This is a genomic window from Paraburkholderia hayleyella (genome assembly GCF_009455685.1).
GTDB classification, from domain to species: domain Bacteria; phylum Pseudomonadota; class Gammaproteobacteria; order Burkholderiales; family Burkholderiaceae; genus Paraburkholderia; species Paraburkholderia hayleyella.
This window is the reverse complement of sequence record NZ_QPES01000001.1, coordinates 970,052-986,854: the sequence shown is the minus strand read 5'-3', so window position 1 is coordinate 986,854 and position 16,803 is coordinate 970,052. Positions and strand designations below refer to the sequence as shown.

The following is a 16,803-nucleotide window of genomic DNA, read 5'->3' as shown; positions in this document are numbered from 1 at the left end:
CCGCACGGGCGATGGCTGCAACGGCAAGGAGAGTGGTGCCGGTTATATCGAGCGCTTCCTGGTACGAGGGCGCAAGCGCTGCCGCGCTCAGCGCGTGGCGGATGATGTCGTGGCTGAGGAATTGGGTTTGCCTGGATATGCCAAGGTATGGCCAGAAACACCTGAAAATATCCATCTACTTGTATAATCGCCCCCATGAAAAACCTCCGTTTCGTCGGCTCTACCCAGGACGACCTGCGCAACTTCCCTGCCGAAGCCCGACGCCATGCGGGGTTTGAACTGGACGCTATCCAGCGCGGCATGATGCCCTCCGATTTCAAACCAATGGTCAATGTCGGACCCGGGGCTTACGAAATCCGCATCCACGTCGAAGGAGAGTGGCGCGTAATCTACGTAGCGAAATTTGCTGATGCCGTCTATGTGTTGCACGCATTCCAGAAGAAAACGCAGAAAACCCGCCGTGAAGACATCGAACTGGCTATGCGCCGCTACAGACAACTTGGAGGCTGAATCATGAATGAACCCATCACCGAATCGAGCGGCAACGTGTTTGCCGACCTTGGTTTTTCCGCCGAAGAATCGGCCCTGCTGCAACTGCGCGCCGATCTTATGGCTTCGCTGCGCCAAGCCATCGAAGCGCGAAGCTGGACGCAAGCGCAAGCCGCCAGCATCCTGGGGATTAGTCAGCCGCGTGTGTCGGACCTCATGCGCGGCAAGTGGGGCAAGTTCAGCCTGGATATGCTGGTGACGCTGGCCGTGCGGGCGGGTCTGCATCCCCGCGTGGCGCTTGAGGCAGCCTGAAGGAGGAAACAGCGTGCCGTTCATTGCGACACCTCCAGCGAGTAGAGGCCAACACGATGGCGTTCGCCATGGCCAGTGGTACGCCACACCCATGAAGTAACGATCTGGTGGCCGTCCTGACGCAGTTCAAACATCCTGCGCGGAACATGGAAAACGCACCACAAAGACATCGAAACAAACAAGCCTGGCCTGTATCGCCAGACCCGACGCTATAACGCACATCTATTCGCGCCAAACCACACCTTCATCGGCAAGCGACTGCGTTTAAACATCAAGGCCCATGCACGTAATAAAAATAAAATCGCGCTGTCACGCCCATCACCTTCAGCCATTGCGCTGAGATTAATCAGATAAAACTCTTTTTCGTGTACTCAGTAAATCAAACCGTGTAACGCCCCTCGGAAAATCACCCCCTGCCCGGCCCTTCCTCCCTATTTCATCAGGCATCCGGAAAACCCCCGATCTTCACTGATTTTTACAAAAAGGCCCTGACGACTCGCTCTCCCGGTAAACCCCATTATTTATATTCATTCTGTTTTCGCTAAAAAATCGCGCTTTATCAGCTTGCTCCCGGTGACAAACGGACATCATTTGAGTTTTAATAGCCGACACTCGCCGACGCGCAAAAAACACCAGCAAGCCTGCGCCAGGCAGCCAAATACCCTATCGGCAAATAATTCACCTGACTAGCAGGGAGCAACAATGATAGATGGACTCATCGCGGGCCGAGTCTACGGCCAGCCCTCCGCGCGCGAAGGACAGCAGGGCCGCACCTTCGTCACGGCAAAAGTACGTGCCGCCAGCCAGAACGGCGAGATGCTGTTCGTCAACGTGATTACCTTCGACAGCATGGCGCAGACGGTTCTGCTCGCACTCGATGACGGCGACAGCATCACGCTGGCCGGCACACTCACGCCGAAGGTCTGGACCGACCGCCACGGCGTGGTACGGCCGGCGCTCGATATGGTGGCGCATGGCGTCCTGAGTTCCTACCAGGTACAGCGCAAGCGCCAGGCCACCTGCGTACCGGAACACAAACACTCCCATACCGAAACTGATTTGCAAGACGATCCGCTGGACGTCCCAGCTAGCACCTGACCCCAAGCGGGGCACCCAGCCATTTGCCGGGGCAACCCCATGTCGTTGCTGTGGCTACGGCTCAATCGCTGAATGATTCAGTGGCCTTGGCCGTCACCGAGCGCGGCAAATCTGCGCGACGGCGCGATCAAGCCCCGCCAGGTGCAACGCATCCAGACCGTTTTGTTGCCCCACTTCTCCGGCTGCCAGTGCTATCTGTACCGCACAATCCGCGCTCGTGCGCAATGGCGCCACCTCCTGCAGATTCTGCAAAATCGATACTTGCAATGCATCGAGTTCTGGGCGAATCACGTCACTCAAACTTTGACGTGGCGTCGTCGGCGCCCCCGACAGACGTCGCCAGTTATTGAGCAGCGCGTATTGCACCTCTTTATTGGCTTCGATCTGGTCAGCAAAAATCGCGCGGGCATCAGGCGCATCAATACCATACGTCGGGGCCATCGCAGCGGCATTGGCCAGCACCTGGGCTTCGCGCTGCGGATCATAGACGCTCTGGCCACTGTCCCATTTGCTTAACGCAACCTGATCGGCAATCACAAGGCGGCTCGCCATGGCCTGCACCAGCGGCACAAAGGCATTTGACTGGGCGCTAACGCCGGGTGAGCAGCCTACCGCCAGCCACAACACGGCCATACCGGCAATAAGACGCTGTATCGTGCGTTGCGCCATTCTCATTTGAGATGCCGTCGTCAAGTGGGGAGCAAGTTGCATCATTGATTGAGTCTCTTTATCGTTAGATCGGGCTTCAGGCAGACATCGGCTTCTCTCGCACCGAGGTCGCATCGGCTGATAACCCAGCCAGCTGTTTCAGGGAACCGATGACCGGATTCCCGGATTCCTTAAGTAACACCCCACGACCTGGCGTTCAGATAAAAAACGGCGGCGCAAAATAAAACCGGGTTCGCCGCACTGAACGGCAAACCCGGTTTTTTACTGTACACACCTCAAGCCACGTGAAAACGCCGGCTATCCGCCAAGCTTCATCTGTTATATCCCATCAGCTTGAGACAGTACCGGAATGTTGCAGTATTGCAGTAACGCTTTAACTTATAGCAGCCCCACATCAGCAGCAACCAGACTGGCACGAGCCCGGCCGATATCCACAGGCCGGGTGTCAGGATCAGAATGACCAAAATCATTACCATAAAAGCAAGACAGATCCAGTTGCTCACCGGGAACCAGAACGACTTGAACACCAGCGTCTGGCCCTCGGCTTCCATCGCCCGGCGCGATTTCAGATGGGTCAGGCTGATCAGCGCCCAGTTCAACACCAGCGCGGCCACCACAAGCGCCATCAGTATCTCCAGCGCTCGCGCTGGAACCAGGTAATTAACGATCACACAGGCGAACGTGACCAGCGCCGACAGCCCGATTGCCATGTACGGCACACCACGGCGGTCCACTTTCATCAGCAGGCGCGGCGCGTTGCCCTGCTCGGCCAGGCCGTAAAGCATTCGGCTATTGGCGTACACGCTGCTGTTGTACACCGACAGCGCCGCTGTCAGCACCACCGTATTGAGAATGTTCGCGGTCAAAGTGTAGCCAATCTGCGAAAAGATCATCACGAACGGGCTGGCGCCTGCCGCCACCTGGTTCCACGGATATAGCGACAGCAGCACCAGCAGCGAACCGATATAAAAAATCAGAATCCGGTAAATCACCTGGTTGATAGCTTTCGGAATGCTCTTTTGCGGATCAGCCGCCTCTGCTGCGGTGATTCCGATTAGTTCCAGCCCGCCAAACGAGAACATGATCACGGCCAGTGTCATGAACAAGCCATGAAAGCCATGCGGGAAAAAACCGCCATCGCGCCAGAGGTTGGTGATCGAGGCTTGCGGGCCACCATGGCCGCTCAGCAGCAAATAGCCGCCAAAAAGGATCATGCCGATCACCGCCACGACCTTGACGATGGCAAACCAGAATTCGGTTTCGCCGTAGGCTTTCACATTGGTGAGGTTGATCGCATTAATGCCGATGAAACACACCAGCGTGGACACCCAGGCCGGCACCTGCGGCCACCAGAAATGCACATAGGTGCCGATGGCGGTCAACTCCGCCATGCTGACCAGCACATACAGCACCCAGTAGTTCCACCCAGACAAGAACCCCGGAAAATCGCCCCAGTACTTGTAGGCGAAATGGCTGAAGGTACCCGCCACAGGCTCTTGCGCGATCATCTCGCCAAGTTGGCGCATGATCATGAACGCAATCATGCCGCCCACTGCATAGCCGAGAATCATCGATGGCCCGGCCGACCGCAAGACGCTGGCCGAGCCCATAAAAAGCCCGGTGCCAATGGCACCGCCCAGCGCAATGAGCTGGATGTGACGGTTCTTCAGCCCGCGCTTCAGGCCCTCTTGCTGCTGTGGACTATTCAAGATGTACGCCCCAGTATTGGAAAGTCAGGCCTGGTCGAACGAATCTGGTGAGTCCGATTGCCAGCCATGCGAGAACGGCGAAAAATTTTACACGTCTCAACATCGCCTACCTAGTGGGAAGAACCCGCAGTAAGTGGGGAAAAATTGAATCGAAAGCGCAATACAGTGGCTTAGCGGCTTAGCGACTTGAAATCGTTCGGCGAAGACCCAAGCCGGTTATGTTCCCCCGCCAGATCTTCCACCCAAGCAATCCAGGCAAAACCCCAGCTAAAATACGCGCCGCCGCAAGCGCGCTTCCGTCCATCGCCCAATCTCGCAGTAAAGGCGGCTCGCAGCCCGATCATGCCTTGCGCACCATTCGCTTTTATTTCTCGCTCACTGCTAACGCTAACTTTGACCCGCTTCCCATCCGGATGAATCTCGAAAGCATGCTGTTCAGCCAGGGTTTCGGCGCCCGGCGCCAATGCCGCGCCTTGATCGCCCAGGGTCGCGTCACGCTGGATGGTGTTGCCTGCACCGATCCCGATCACGCCCTCGCACTGTCCGAAGGCTTCACGTTTGGCGTCGATGGCCGCGTCTGGCCGTACCGGGAGCGGGCCTATCTGCTCCTCAACAAGCCCGCGGGCTACGAATGCTCACGCGAGCCCCAGCATCATCCGAGTGTCTTTAGCTTGCTGCCCGCGCAATTTGCCACCCGTGGCGTGCAATGCGTCGGACGGCTCGACCAGGATACGACCGGCCTCCTGCTGTTATCCGATGATGGCCAGTTCGTGCATGCGCTCACCTCGCCCAAACGCAAAGTGCCGAAGCGTTATCTGGCGACAACTCGCCATGCGCTCGATACCGCCCAGCTCGACGCCCTGGCCGCCGGCGTGCTGCTGCATGGCGAAGCCAGGCCGCTCGCCGCACTCGCCGCCCGCGCGCGTAGCGAGCATGTGCTCGAACTCACCGTGCAGGAAGGCAAATATCACCAGGTCAAACGCATGGTGGCAGCCGCAGGCAACCGGGTCGAACACTTGCACCGCGAACGCATCGGCCAGCTCGCGCTGCCCGCCACGCTGGCCGAAGGCGCATGGCAATGGCTTGAAGCCGCCGATCTGGCCTTGTTGCGTAGCTAGCGTCAAGGGATTGGGGGTAGTAGGGTCAGGGCCGGGGGCGGCGAAACCCACGTGCGCAAAAAATCATCCACGCACGGATAACGCAAACGAATATTCAGTTCGCGTTTGAGCCGCAGATTCGACAAACGCCGTGATTCGCGCATGAAAGACAACAACAGCGGATCGAGCTGCTGCTCAGCCTCGGCTGGCGAGATGCGCGGCGGCCGCGGCAAACCGCAGGCGTCCGCCACCCGGTCGAAGTAATCGCCCATTTTCAGTTGCGTGTCGTCGCTCGCGTGAACCACCCGGCCAGGGCGACCATACGTCATTAGCCGCACGATAATCGCAGCGAGATCATCGGCATGGATATGGTTTGTATACACATCGCACGCAGCCTCCAGCGCGGGGGTACCGCGCTCAAGACGAGCCAACGGCAAGCGCCCTGCCGCGTAAATTCCCGGAACACGCGCGATACTCGCCCTGATTGCGCCGCGTGCCGTGGCTTGCCGGAGCTGCCGTTCAGCCGATGCGCGACGCTTAGCCCGCATATTGGCCGGACGCAGCGGCCGTGTTTCATCGATGAGCGCGCCCGCGCAATCGCCATACACCCCCGTCGTACTGGCATACACCAGCCGCAGTGGCGCACGCCTCCGGGCAGGTACAATATCCGCTTTACGTTTACCCCGTATCTGTTCCGCGTAGTGTCCGCATTTGTGCCAGCGGCGGCAGGTATTCGCTGTGTGCGCCGTGTTTTTTGCGGCGCGCATCGGCCTCGCGCTCAGTGCGGCAAGCAGCACCCGGGTACGGTGGTCAGCTTCACCGTCTTTTTGGGGCGGCGCCAGATGCACCACGGTGGTGGCAAGGCCAGCAAGCCGCTTCAGCGTGTGGCGGGCATCGAGATCGCCCACCAGCGGGCTCGCCCCCGCCGCGCGTAAACAGGCCCGGCGCGCGGGCTGGCTGGTGAGGGCAAAAACACGCGCATGGGCGTGCAAACGCTCGACGCAACGCATGCCGATATCGCCACAACCGACAATCAGCACGCGCGGCCTGCGCAAAATCCGGGGCGTTTTCATGGTGGCGCATTGTATGTCAGGCCCAGCCCGCCTTTATTACCGATTCTTCCCTTCCTGATTTCTCTTATGGCATTCAACGTAACCCTTCGGCAAAGCGGCCGACAGTTTCAGGTAGAACCCGACGAACCCGTGCTCACAGCGGCCCTGCGTCAAGGCATCGGCCTGCCTTATGGTTGCAAGAACGGCGCCTGCGGTTCTTGCAAAGGTACGCTCGTCAGCGGCCAGGTCGATCAGGGCGCGCATTCGTCATCCGCTCTATCAAACGATGAAAAAACCCGCGGCATGGCACTCTTTTGCTGCGCCACACCCACGTCCGATCTGGAAATCGACATTCGTGAAATCGCTGGCGCAGGCGACGTGCAAATCAGAAAACTGCCGTGCCGGGTCAACAGCATCGAGCGTCTGGCCGACGACGTCATCGTGCTCAAGCTGCAATTGCCCGCCAACGAGCGGCTGCAATATCTCGCCGGGCAGTATCTGGAGTTTTTGCTGAAGGACGGCAAGCGGCGCAGCTATTCGATGGCCAGCGCACCGCACACCGATGGCCCCATCGAGCTGCATCTGCGCCATATGCCTGGCGGCACCTTCACCGATCATGTGTTTGGCGCCATGAAAGAGCGCGACATCCTGCGCTTCGAAGCGCCGCTCGGCACGTTCTTTCTGCGTGAAGATTCCACCAAGCCCATCGTGCTGCTAGCCTCCGGGACCGGTTTCGCTCCGCTCAAGGCCATCGTCGAACATGCGGTGTTCAAGAACCTCGCGCGTCCGATGACCCTCTACTGGGGCGCGCGCCGCAAGCAAGACCTGTATCTGCTCGAGCTGGCCGAGCAATGGGCCCGTGAGATTCCCAACTTCCGTTTCGTGCCGGTGCTCTCCGAGCCAGACGCCACCGATGCATGGACCGGCCGCACCGGTTTCGTGCACCGTGCGGTGGTAGAAGATCTGCCCGACCTGTCCAGCTATCAGGTGTATGCCTGCGGCGCGCCGGTGATGGTCGAAGCCGCCCAGCGCGACTTCACGCAACATCACGCGCTGCCCGCGGACGAGTTCTACGCCGATTCGTTCACTAGCGCGGCCGATCTGGCCAACCCGGTTTAAAGCGCGCCGCGCAAGCCAGCGGGGCAAGTGCAGCGCCTGCCTCGCCTGGCTGCCCCCGCTGGCTGCCCCCGCTGGCTGCCTGTTGTCTATTCTTTCTTCGCCTTGCCGCATTCCCAGGAGCCTGGCCGCCATGCAATTCAACGATTATCCGATTGATTCACTGATGTACATCACGAACCGGCCTGAGATCGTGTTCACGCACGGCAAAGGTTCATGGCTGCATGACAACAACGGCAAGCGTTACCTCGATTTCGTCCAGGGCTGGGCGGTCAACAGTCTCGGGCACAGCCATGAAGGCATGATCGCCGCGCTCGAACGGCAAGCACGCTTGCTGATCAACCCGTCACCTGCGTTTTATAACGAACCGATGGCGCAGCTCGCGGGCCTGCTGACGCAACACAGCTGCTTCGACAAGGTGTTCTTCGCCAACAGCGGCGCCGAGGCCAACGAAGGTGCGATCAAGCTGGCGCGCAAATGGGGCCGAAAATTCAAAAACGGCGCCTTCGAAATCATCACGTTCAATCACAGTTTTCATGGGCGTACGCTCGCCACCATGTCCGCTAGCGGCAAGCCTGGCTGGGACACGCTCTATGCACCGCAAGTGCCGGGGTTTCCCAAGGCCGAACTCAACGATCTCGACAGCGTGGCGCGGCTCATCAACAGCCAGACGGTCGCGGTCATGCTGGAGCCGGTTCAGGGTGAAGGCGGCGTCGTGCCGGCCACGCGTGAATTCATGCAGCAACTGCGAGCCCTGACGCAGCAGCACAATCTGCTTCTGATCGTCGATGAAGTGCAAAGCGGCTGCGGCCGCAGCGGCACGCTATTCGCCTATGAAAGCGCTGGCATCGAGCCCGATGTCATGACTCTCGGCAAGGGCATCGGCGGCGGCGTGCCGCTCGCTGCGCTGCTGGCCAAGGCTCAGGTCGAAGTCTTCGAAGCGGGCGACCAGGGCGGCACCTACAACGGCAATCCCCTGATGACCGCAGCCGGTTATGCCGTGATGACGCAACTCACCGCGCCGGGCTTTCTCGAGGGCGTGCGGGCACGCGGCGAGTATCTGCGCGCGAAGCTGCTCGAATTATCGCAAGAGCGCGGCTTTGCGGGCGAGCGCGGCGTGGGCCTGCTCCGCGCGTTACTGCTGGGCAAGGATATCGGGCCACAGATCGTCGAAAAAGCGCGCGTGCTCCAGCCCGAAGGCCTGCTGCTCAATGCCGCACGGCCCAACTTGCTGCGCTTCATGCCAGCGCTCAATGTCACCGAAGCCGAAATCGACCAGATGCTGGCGCTGTTGCGCACGGTGCTGGATTCGCTCGATTTTCACCCGGTTGAGCCCTCGGCCTGACCCGCCAGCGCTAGCCCAACAGGCAGGCCTGGACGTAAAAAAAGCGGCAAGCGCTCATGCGCTTGCCGCTTCGTTCCATGAACGCTTTTTCAGCCTATTCGCCCAGATAAGCGGCCCGGACCTTCGGATCGTCGAGCATCTGTTTGGCATCGCCCGACATCGTCACCAGGCCGGAATCCATCACATAGCCGCGATTGGCCGCCTGGAGCGCCAGCCGGGCATTCTGTTCGACGAGCAGTACCGTCAACCCTTCTTTTGAAATTTCCCGCACCACTTCGAAGATCTTCTCGACCATGATCGGCGAGAGGCCCATCGACGGCTCATCGAGCAACAACAACTTTGGTTTGCTGATGATGGCCCGCGCCATGGCTAGCATCTGCTGCTCGCCGCCCGATAACGTGCCTGCGAGTTGCGTGGCACGCTCTTTCAGGCGCGGGAAAAAACCAAACATGCGCTCGACATCCTGACGAATGCCATCCGCGTCCGTGCGCAAATACGCGCCCATCTGCATGTTCTCGATGATCGACATGCGCGCGAAAATACCGCGCCCTTCCGGCACCATCGCCAGCCCGCGCTTGAGCAACTCATGCGCGGGGAGGCCCCTGATTGACTGGCCCATGTACTCGATATCGCCAGCGGCATAGGGTTTGAGGCCGGTAATGGCCTTCATCGTCGTGGTCTTGCCCGCGCCATTGGCACCGATCAGCGTCACCAGTTCGCCCTGAGCGACTTCGAGATCGATGCCTTTGACCGCCTGAATCCCGCCGTAGTTGACCTGCAAACCCTTGATTTTCAGCATGGCTGTGGTTGTCGTGCTCATGTCAGTGAACTCCCGCGCCGAGATAAGCCTCAATCACTTTCGGGTCGCGCCGCACATCCTGTGGCAAACCTTCGGCAATCACCTTGCCGTAATCGAGCACCGAAATCCGGTTGCACAGGCCCATCACCAGCTTGACGTCGTGCTCGATGAGCAGGATCGTGCGGCCATCGGCGCGGATCTTGTCGAGCAAACGGGTCAGTTCGACTTTTTCCGTTGCGTTCATGCCTGCGGCGGGTTCATCGAGCGCGAGCAGCTTCGGCTCGGTCGCCAGCGCGCGAGCAATCTCCAGACGGCGCTGGTGCCCATACGACAGGTTGCGTGCGGTGTAATCGGCGTATTGCAGCACGCCCACATATTCGAGCAACTCCAGCGCGCGCGCCTTGATCTCGCGTTCTTCGCGGCGCTCCGAAGGCGTCTGGAACACCGCGCCCAGCAGCCCATGTTTGGTCCGGACATGACGGCCGACCATCACGTTTTCGAGCGCGGTCATGCCGCCAAAGAGCCGGATATTCTGAAACGTCCGTGCAATCCCCGCGCGGGCCACCTGGTGCACCGCCGTGGGCGTATAAGGCACGCCGTCCAGCTTGAATTCGCCCGAATCCGGTGTGTAGAGCCCGGTAATCACGTTGAAAAAGGTCGTTTTACCTGCGCCATTCGGACCAATCAAACCATAGATTTGCCCTTCTTCGATCTGCAGGCCCACCTCGGACAAGGCCTGAAGGCCACCAAAGCGCTTGTTCACGCCCTTCACCGAGAGCCGGATGCGTTTGCCGCCAGCCCCATTGCTTACGTTATCGCTCATTGTGGTTGTCCTCGAGCCTCAGGCGCGCACCGGCTTCTTGCCGTTGCGCTTCGCCAGTTTCGCCATCTTGTCCTCGTGCTTCGGTGACGGCCACAGGCCCTCCGAGCGATACAGCATGATGAGCACCATCGCCAGGCCGTAAAGCAACTGGCGGATCACTTCGGTATCGACAATCTCATGGCCGAAAAGCGCGTGTTGCAACGGCCCCATCGTCGAGCGCAAAAACTCGGGGAACACCGCCAGCAGCACCGCTCCCAGAATCACGCCCGGAATATGCCCCATGCCTCCCAGCACCACGCACGCGAGCACCACGATGGATTCCCAGAAGGTGAACGACTCGGGCGAAACAAAACCCTGAAACGCGCCGAACATCGCCCCGGACAAGCCGCCAAACGAAGCGCCCATGGCAAACGCCAGCAGCTTCACGTTGCGGGTGTTGATGCCCATCGCCTTGGCGGCGACTTCGTCTTCGCGGATCGCGGCCCAGGCACGGCCAATGCGCGAGTGCTGCAAGCGGGTACACACCCAGATCACGAGCAGCGCGCACAGCACGAACAGGTAGTAATACAGATAGACCGACGGAAACTTCATGCCGAACAACTCATGGGTCTGCGCCAGGCTGAAGCCGCCGATCGTCACCGGATCGATCCCGGTGATGCCCTTCGGCCCATTAGTGATATTCACCGGGCGATCGAGGTTATTCATGAAGATCCGGACGATTTCGCCAAAGCCCAGCGTGACGATGGCGAGGTAATCGCCGCGCAAGCGCAACGTCGGTGCGCCCAGCAAAACGCCAAAGAGCGCCGCCACGGCCATCGCGCACGGCACGATGAACCAGATCGGTGCATGCAGGCCGTTTGGCGCGAGTTGGGCAATCCATTCGAACTGGGTGGTCAGATGCGGCGACGACAGCAGCGCGCCGACATAGGCGCCCACCGCATAGAACGCGATGTAGCCCAAATCGAGCAGCCCCGCGAAACCTACCACCACGTTCAGGCCGAGCGCGAGCATCACGTACAGCATGGCGAAATCGAGCACGCGCACCCAGTAATTGCCGCCCGCCGCCCCAATCAGCATCGGCGCGGCCAGCACCAGCACCGTGGTCACGAAGCCAATCAGCATGGTGCGCGTGCGGTTGTTCTCGGGGATCAGCGTAGTAGAAGGCTCAATCGGTTGAAGCGAAGTCATATGAGTGAGCTCCTTAAGCGCGGTCTGCGACCCGTTCGCCGAGCAGGCCGGACGGACGGAACACCAGCACGACGATCAGCACGATGAAGGCGAAGACATCCTGATAATTACTCCCGAACACGCCATGGGTCAGATTGCCGATATAGCCCGCGCCCAGTTGCTCGATCAAGCCAAGCAAAATCCCGCCGACCATGGCCCCACCGAGATTGCCAATGCCGCCCAGCACCGCGGCGGTGAACGCCTTGATGCCTGGAATAAAGCCCATGTAAAAGTGCGCATTGCCGTATTCGGATGCGATCATCACGCCCGCGAGCGCGGCCAGCGCCGAGCCGATCATGAAGGTCGCGGAGATCACGAAATTCGGGTTCACGCCCATCAGGCTGGCCACATTGGGATTTTCGGCAATCGCCCGCATCGCGCGGCCCAGACGGGTCTTGTGCACCAGCAGCAGCAGCGCGCCCATCACCACAAATGCCGTGACAATGATGACGATCTCGGTCATTGAGATCACCGCACCCGGCGAGGTGTCAGTGGCATGAATCACGTTGATCGGGTTGGTAGGCAGCAGTTGCGGGAACGGTAGCGGATTGCGCGACCAGATCATCATCGCCAGTGTTTGCAACAGGATCGACACGCCAATCGCGGTAATCAGCGGCGCCAGACGGGGAGCACGCCGCAGCGGCCGGTAAGCGACGCGCTCGATGGTATAGCCGACCAGCGCACACACCGCGGCGGCAATCAACAACGCGATGACGAGGGTAGGCACCGCACCCAGTCCAGGAAAATGGTTTTGCAACACGCCAATCGCGGACAACGCGACCATGGCGCCGACCATCAGCACATCGCCATGAGCGAAATTGATAATCCCCAAAATGCCGTACACCATCGTGTAGCCCAGCGCGATGATGGCGTAAATACTGCCCAGCACCAGCCCATTCAGAATCTGCTGGATGAAAATATCCATTTAATGCTCCTTAGCCTGTAACGCCGGATGGCATCCATAAGATGCATGCAACAACCGTGCCACGGCGGATACTCAAAAAGGTCCGATGAAAGATGCAAGCGCAATCAGTACGCCAACGCGCCCTCCTTTCGTTGCCAGCCGCTGGAAGCGGATGTGAAAACGGCACCGCTGGATGATCCGGTGCCGTCAAAGCTTTATTCCCCGTTGATAGTCGTGTTATTGATTCGTACAAACTCCAGCCATTGTCCCGGCTAGCGCCTTGCGATCATCGATCATTTTTCGTGCGGCAGACGAACCAGAAACCCGTCAGCCTGACACTCGATAACGGACCTCCTTAAACCAAGCCTCCCATCTCTCCCAACCCGTCCATTCAAAGGCTGCGGCCCTTGGAACGGGCGCATTGTAACTCCAATTATGCGATAAGCAATATATCGAATCGGCAGGGTTTTCCTCCATTGCAACCATAATTTGAGATAAACCGCGACGCGCTGTCGCAACCGGGTTGCGATTTTCTAAAACGCATAGGTTGCACCATTAATGCATTTTGCATCACCAGGAAAAACCAGAGGGATTTTTAGGCCGTCCATTCAAAATGCTTTATCGCTGGGCCAATGCGTGTACGCGTGTACGAGCGGGTGTCGCGGTTATTTTTGTGTGGCATGGCCGTGAGATATACGGATGGGGCCAGGCGAGACCATGCACGCTGAGCGCGTTGAGGGGGAGGCAAGACTTGTATTAATGCCGTTTTAATTCTCTCGCACTGGCTAAAATCGTTTAAAGCACCGTGGCGCCCTACGCTGGCTGGGCCCACGGCTGAATAACGGTGACATCCCTCAGGCTTCAGGCCCCAGGCTTATAACCCTCTTGCAGCAAGCCTTAAGCCTAACGTTCAGGTTTCATCACGGATGTCCGCGGTCGGGCCATTTGTCTTCACGGAAGCGATACCGTTGTCCCGGCTCGCTTCACTCGCATAGTTTTCGCTGCGCCCAATGACTTCGCCGTTCGCGGCCTTGAGTACGAAAGAGTACGGTTGACTTGCCGTCGATGTCTTGCGCTCGTAGCGGCTATCATTCGCGCTGTTTTCCTGGCACGAAGCGATGCCTTTCTGGGCACTTTGTTTGGAGGCGTAATTCTCACTCGCAAGGATTACCTGATTATTATCAGCACGCAGTACAAAGTGATAGGGCTGAACGGCGCTGGATTTTTTAATGATGTAATGGCCTGGCATTTGAATCTCCTGATTTAGAAGTGGTAAGCCTTGTTGTCGACCGTTTCTGCAACGGCAACGCTTAATATCCAGATAAACGCAAAGGAATTCAAGTGCTGAAGTAGCCTTGGGTAGCAATCACGCATATCTCACGCGTATACCTCATTAAGGCGGCACATTAAAAAAGCCCTCACGGCAAAAACCGTGAGGGCTTTCCAGCACAGAAACCAGCCAATGCCAGCCTCATTGCCTTATTTCAGGCACGCGCCTCACGGCGCATGCTCTCATGTATTCGGCTAAAGCCGAATTACATGTCCATACCCATGCCGCCCATACCGCCAGGCATACCACCAGGCATCGGAGCATCGTCCTTCGGCAACTCACAGACAGCTGCGTCCGTGGTCAGCAGCAGGCCAGCAACCGAAGCGGCATTTTGCAGCGCCGTACGCGTCACCTTCGTCGGATCAACCACGCCCGCGGCAACCAGATCGACGTACTCGCCCGTTGCAGCGTTGTAGCCGTAGTTACCCGTGCCAGCCGCAACCGCTGCCACAACCACGCTGGCTTCTTCGCCGCCGTTCGCTACGATCTGACGCAGCGGCTCTTCCATCGCGCGCAGCACGATCTTGATGCCAGCGTCCTGATCAGGGTTGGAGCCCTTCAGGCCTGCGATTGCCGTGCGTGCACGGATCAGCGCAACGCCACCGCCCGCCACAATGCCTTCTTCCACCGCTGCGCGCGTGGCATGCAGGGCATCTTCGACACGTGCTTTCTTTTCTTTCATTTCGACTTCGGTGGCCGCGCCAACCTTGATCACGGCAACACCGCCAGCCAGCTTGGCCACGCGCTCTTGCAGCTTTTCGCGGTCGTAATCCGACGAGGCTTCTTCGATTTGCGTGCGTACTTGCTTCACACGGGCTTCGATGCTGGCTGCTTCGCCTGCGCCGTCGATGATCGTCGTGTTTTCCTTGCCCACTTCGATGCGCTTGGCTTGACCCAGCTCAGCCAGCGTGGCTTTTTCCAGTGTCAGGCCGGTTTCTTCGGCGATCACCTGACCACCGGTCAGGATGGCGATGTCTTCCAGCATGGCCTTGCGGCGGTCGCCAAAGCCCGGTGCCTTCACCGCCACCGTCTTCAGAATGCCGCGGATGTTGTTCACCACCAGCGTAGCCAACGCTTCGCCTTCGACATCTTCAGCGATGATCAGAAGCGGACGGCCAGCCTTGGCGACTTGCTCCAGTACCGGCAGCAGGTCACGGATGTTCGACACCTTCTTGTCGTGCAACAGCACGAACGGGTTTTCGAGCACAGCAACTTGCTTGTCTGGATTGTTGATGAAGTAAGGCGACAGGTAACCACGGTCGAATTGCATGCCTTCGACGACGTCCAGCTCGTCCTGCAGCGACTTGCCGTCTTCCACCGTAATCACGCCTTCCTTGCCTACCTTGTCCATCGCTTCAGCAATGCGGTCGCCAATCGACGAATCGCTGTTTGCCGAAATCGAGCCCACCTGGGCGATCTCTTTGTTGGTCGTGCAAGGCTTGCTGATCTTGCGCAGCTCTTCGATAGCGGCCGTTACAGCCTTGTCGATACCGCGCTTGAGGTCCATCGGGTTCATGCCCGAAGCGACGTATTTCATGCCTTCGCGGACGATCGACTGGGCCAGCACGGTTGCCGTGGTGGTGCCGTCGCCGGCGTTGTCGCTGGTCTTGGAAGCGACTTCCTTGACCATTTGCGCGCCCATGTTCTGGAGCTTGTCTTTCAGTTCGATTTCTTTGGCGACCGAAACACCGTCCTTGGTGACAGTCGGGCCGCCGAAGCTGCGCTCGAGCACCACGTTACGGCCCTTCGGGCCCAGGGTGACTTTCACTGCGTTGGCGAGAATGTTCACGCCTTCAACCATCTTGGCACGGGCGGAATCGCCGAATACGACATCTTTAGCTGCCATCTTTGTAACTCCTTGAATTCTTTAGAATATGAGACCAAATGAAAGCGTGTGAGCTTACTTTTGCACCACGGCCATGATGTCTTCCTCGCGCATCACCAGCAGTTCGTCGCCATCGACCTTGACGGTCTGGCCAGCGTACTTGCCGAACAGGATGCGATCGCCCACTTTCACGTCAAGCGCAATGTAGGCGCCCTTGTCGTCACGCTTGCCTGGACCAACAGCCATGATGACGCCCTGATCCGGCTTTTCTGCTGCGGCTTCGGGAATCACGATACCTGATGCAGTTTTGGTTTCCTGATCCAGGCGTTTGACGATCACGCGATCATGCAAAGGACGAAGGTTCATAGAGATACTCCTCTCTTAATTGAGATTGAAGAACGCTGAGAAAAACCAGCTGGTGAAACCAACCGGCAAAATTGTTAGCACTCTCGTGCGGCGAGTGCCAAGTATATGGACGACCTGTGACAAATTCAAGAAGGAGGGCGGAAAGTTGTTCAAACCTGTTTTCAAAAAGCAGAAAAAAATCCTTTTAATTCAATGATGTTCAACACCTTATGTTGGCCAGGCGAGCGGGTATACCCGCTCGCCTGGGAGAACTCCACGGAAATCTCCGTATTTTTCCCAAAAAAGCGTGAAAGCGCCGGGGAAAGCTGCTAGCCTCGCCTGACTATTACTGGCCCCATAATCGGCCCCGTCATTTGCCGCCCGCTTACCGCCCACTTACCGCCCGCTTAGGGCTCGCTTCATCCGGCATTCCATGGTTCCATGACTGCGCGTTATTCCAGGCCAGTTCGCATCTGCAGCAAGAAACTGAAACAAGAAATACAACGCTTAAGCGCATTCGTTCGCCTCGTTGCGTCATCGATTGCGCCGGGGCCTGTTTTTTCACGCAGCAGAAACCGGGCAACCTGCTCGTGGTGATCGCTGCTGAGTGCTCATGTGGCCTGTGTTCCACGCCCGGCGCCTGGTACAGCAGGCGCCGTGAGG

Annotated in this window: 17 protein-coding genes; 6 read left to right on the top strand and 11 right to left on the bottom strand. The window is 58.7% G+C overall.

Annotation, left to right across the window (positions count from 1 at the left end):
* Positions 1–195 precede the first annotated feature (195 nt).
* Both GH657_RS04535 and GH657_RS04530 read left to right on the top strand, forming a co-directional pair.
* Positions 196–510, top strand: a complete 315-nt coding sequence (locus GH657_RS04535) for a type II toxin-antitoxin system RelE/ParE family toxin (RefSeq protein WP_153099616.1) — start codon at positions 196–198, stop codon at positions 508–510.
* Positions 511–513: 3 nt separating this feature from the next.
* Entirely contained in the window at positions 514–801 is a 288-nt protein-coding gene (locus GH657_RS04530) for a helix-turn-helix domain-containing protein (RefSeq protein WP_153099615.1), read from the top strand.
* 20 nt (positions 802–821) lie between these two features.
* On the opposite strand, the gene GH657_RS18505 is transcribed toward GH657_RS04530, so the two are convergent.
* Positions 822–971: a helix-turn-helix domain-containing protein gene (locus GH657_RS18505; RefSeq protein WP_153099614.1), complete on the bottom strand. Its 150-nt coding sequence runs from the start codon at positions 969–971 to the stop codon at positions 822–824.
* Between the two features lie 532 nt (positions 972–1,503).
* Here GH657_RS18505 and GH657_RS04520 point away from each other — a divergent pair.
* Positions 1,504–1,899, top strand: coding sequence for a single-stranded DNA-binding protein (locus GH657_RS04520; protein ID WP_153099613.1), 396 nt, complete (start codon positions 1,504–1,506; stop codon positions 1,897–1,899).
* Positions 1,900–1,992: 93 nt separating this feature from the next.
* Here GH657_RS04520 and GH657_RS04515 read toward each other — a convergent pair whose 3' ends face one another.
* Positions 1,993–2,574, bottom strand: a complete 582-nt coding sequence (locus GH657_RS04515; RefSeq protein ID WP_153099612.1) for a chorismate mutase — start codon at positions 2,572–2,574, stop codon at positions 1,993–1,995.
* 305 nt (positions 2,575–2,879) lie between these two features.
* Positions 2,880–4,277: an amino acid permease gene (locus GH657_RS04510; RefSeq protein WP_153099611.1), complete on the bottom strand. Its 1,398-nt coding sequence runs from the start codon at positions 4,275–4,277 to the stop codon at positions 2,880–2,882.
* Between the two features lie 413 nt (positions 4,278–4,690).
* On the opposite strand from GH657_RS04510, the gene GH657_RS04505 reads away from it, so the two are divergent.
* A complete protein-coding gene (locus GH657_RS04505; protein WP_153101639.1) occupies positions 4,691–5,395 on the top strand; it encodes a 16S rRNA pseudouridine(516) synthase in 705 nt (234 codons plus the stop codon).
* 2 nt (positions 5,396–5,397) lie between these two features.
* Here GH657_RS04505 and GH657_RS04500 read toward each other — a convergent pair whose 3' ends face one another.
* A complete protein-coding gene (locus tag GH657_RS04500) occupies positions 5,398–6,447 on the bottom strand; it encodes an NAD-dependent epimerase/dehydratase family protein (RefSeq protein ID WP_153099610.1) in 1,050 nt (349 codons plus the stop codon).
* A gap of 66 nt (positions 6,448–6,513) precedes the next feature.
* On the opposite strand from GH657_RS04500, the gene GH657_RS04495 reads away from it, so the two are divergent.
* Entirely contained in the window at positions 6,514–7,545 is a 1,032-nt protein-coding gene (locus GH657_RS04495) for a CDP-6-deoxy-delta-3,4-glucoseen reductase (RefSeq protein ID WP_153099609.1), read from the top strand.
* 130 nt (positions 7,546–7,675) lie between these two features.
* On the top strand, positions 7,676–8,887 hold the full coding sequence (locus tag GH657_RS04490) for an acetylornithine transaminase (RefSeq protein WP_153099608.1): 1,212 nt from the start codon (positions 7,676–7,678) through the stop codon (positions 8,885–8,887).
* A gap of 94 nt (positions 8,888–8,981) precedes the next feature.
* Here the strand turns inward: GH657_RS04490 and GH657_RS04485 are convergent, their stop codons facing one another.
* From GH657_RS04485 to GH657_RS04455, 7 genes are all read right to left on the bottom strand, one after another.
* Complete coding sequence (locus GH657_RS04485) at positions 8,982–9,686, bottom strand: ABC transporter ATP-binding protein (RefSeq protein WP_153101638.1); 705 nt, start codon at positions 9,684–9,686, stop codon at positions 8,982–8,984.
* A gap of 22 nt (positions 9,687–9,708) precedes the next feature.
* Positions 9,709–10,509, bottom strand: coding sequence for an ABC transporter ATP-binding protein (locus GH657_RS04480; RefSeq protein WP_153099607.1), 801 nt, complete (start codon positions 10,507–10,509; stop codon positions 9,709–9,711).
* 18 nt (positions 10,510–10,527) lie between these two features.
* Positions 10,528–11,697 carry an ABC transporter permease subunit gene (locus GH657_RS04475; protein ID WP_153099606.1) on the bottom strand — a complete coding sequence of 390 codons (1,170 nt, stop codon included), beginning with the start codon at positions 11,695–11,697 and terminating at the stop codon, positions 10,528–10,530.
* A gap of 13 nt (positions 11,698–11,710) precedes the next feature.
* A complete protein-coding gene (locus GH657_RS04470; protein ID WP_153099605.1) occupies positions 11,711–12,661 on the bottom strand; it encodes a branched-chain amino acid ABC transporter permease in 951 nt (316 codons plus the stop codon).
* Positions 12,662–13,550: 889 nt separating this feature from the next.
* On the bottom strand, positions 13,551–13,889 hold the full coding sequence (locus GH657_RS04465) for a YegP family protein (protein ID WP_153099604.1): 339 nt from the start codon (positions 13,887–13,889) through the stop codon (positions 13,551–13,553).
* A 286-nt stretch (positions 13,890–14,175) separates the two neighbouring features.
* Complete coding sequence (gene groL / locus GH657_RS04460) at positions 14,176–15,816, bottom strand: chaperonin GroEL (protein ID WP_153099603.1); 1,641 nt, start codon at positions 15,814–15,816, stop codon at positions 14,176–14,178.
* A gap of 54 nt (positions 15,817–15,870) precedes the next feature.
* Positions 15,871–16,161, bottom strand: a complete 291-nt coding sequence (locus GH657_RS04455; RefSeq protein ID WP_153099602.1) for a co-chaperone GroES — start codon at positions 16,159–16,161, stop codon at positions 15,871–15,873.
* Between the last annotated feature and the right edge of the window lie 642 nt (positions 16,162–16,803).

What these genes read in the sequence shown, in the direction of transcription:
- GH657_RS04465 (WP_153099604.1), bottom strand. Translation starts at nt 13,889, where the DNA reads ATGCCAGGCCATTACATCATTAAAAAATCCAGCGCCGTTCAGCCCTAT.
- GH657_RS04535 (WP_153099616.1), top strand. Translation starts at nt 196, where the DNA reads ATGAAAAACCTCCGTTTCGTCGGCTCTACCCAGGACGACCTGCGCAAC.
- GH657_RS04475 (WP_153099606.1), bottom strand. Translation starts at nt 11,697, where the DNA reads ATGACTTCGCTTCAACCGATTGAGCCTTCTACTACGCTGATCCCCGAG.
- GH657_RS04530 (WP_153099615.1), top strand. Translation starts at nt 514, where the DNA reads ATGAATGAACCCATCACCGAATCGAGCGGCAACGTGTTTGCCGACCTT.
- GH657_RS04515 (WP_153099612.1), bottom strand. Translation starts at nt 2,574, where the DNA reads ATGAGAATGGCGCAACGCACGATACAGCGTCTTATTGCCGGTATGGCC.
- GH657_RS04500 (WP_153099610.1), bottom strand. Translation starts at nt 6,447, where the DNA reads ATGAAAACGCCCCGGATTTTGCGCAGGCCGCGCGTGCTGATTGTCGGT.
- GH657_RS04485 (WP_153101638.1), bottom strand. Translation starts at nt 9,686, where the DNA reads ATGCTGAAAATCAAGGGTTTGCAGGTCAACTACGGCGGGATTCAGGCG.
- GH657_RS04505 (WP_153101639.1), top strand. Translation starts at nt 4,691, where the DNA reads ATGAATCTCGAAAGCATGCTGTTCAGCCAGGGTTTCGGCGCCCGGCGC.
- GH657_RS04490 (WP_153099608.1), top strand. Translation starts at nt 7,676, where the DNA reads ATGCAATTCAACGATTATCCGATTGATTCACTGATGTACATCACGAAC.
- GH657_RS04455 (WP_153099602.1), bottom strand. Translation starts at nt 16,161, where the DNA reads ATGAACCTTCGTCCTTTGCATGATCGCGTGATCGTCAAACGCCTGGAT.
- GH657_RS04470 (WP_153099605.1), bottom strand. Translation starts at nt 12,661, where the DNA reads ATGGATATTTTCATCCAGCAGATTCTGAATGGGCTGGTGCTGGGCAGT.
- groL (WP_153099603.1), bottom strand. Translation starts at nt 15,816, where the DNA reads ATGGCAGCTAAAGATGTCGTATTCGGCGATTCCGCCCGTGCCAAGATG.
- GH657_RS18505 (WP_153099614.1), bottom strand. Translation starts at nt 971, where the DNA reads ATGTCTTTGTGGTGCGTTTTCCATGTTCCGCGCAGGATGTTTGAACTG.
- GH657_RS04520 (WP_153099613.1), top strand. Translation starts at nt 1,504, where the DNA reads ATGATAGATGGACTCATCGCGGGCCGAGTCTACGGCCAGCCCTCCGCG.
- GH657_RS04495 (WP_153099609.1), top strand. Translation starts at nt 6,514, where the DNA reads ATGGCATTCAACGTAACCCTTCGGCAAAGCGGCCGACAGTTTCAGGTA.
- GH657_RS04480 (WP_153099607.1), bottom strand. Translation starts at nt 10,509, where the DNA reads ATGAGCGATAACGTAAGCAATGGGGCTGGCGGCAAACGCATCCGGCTC.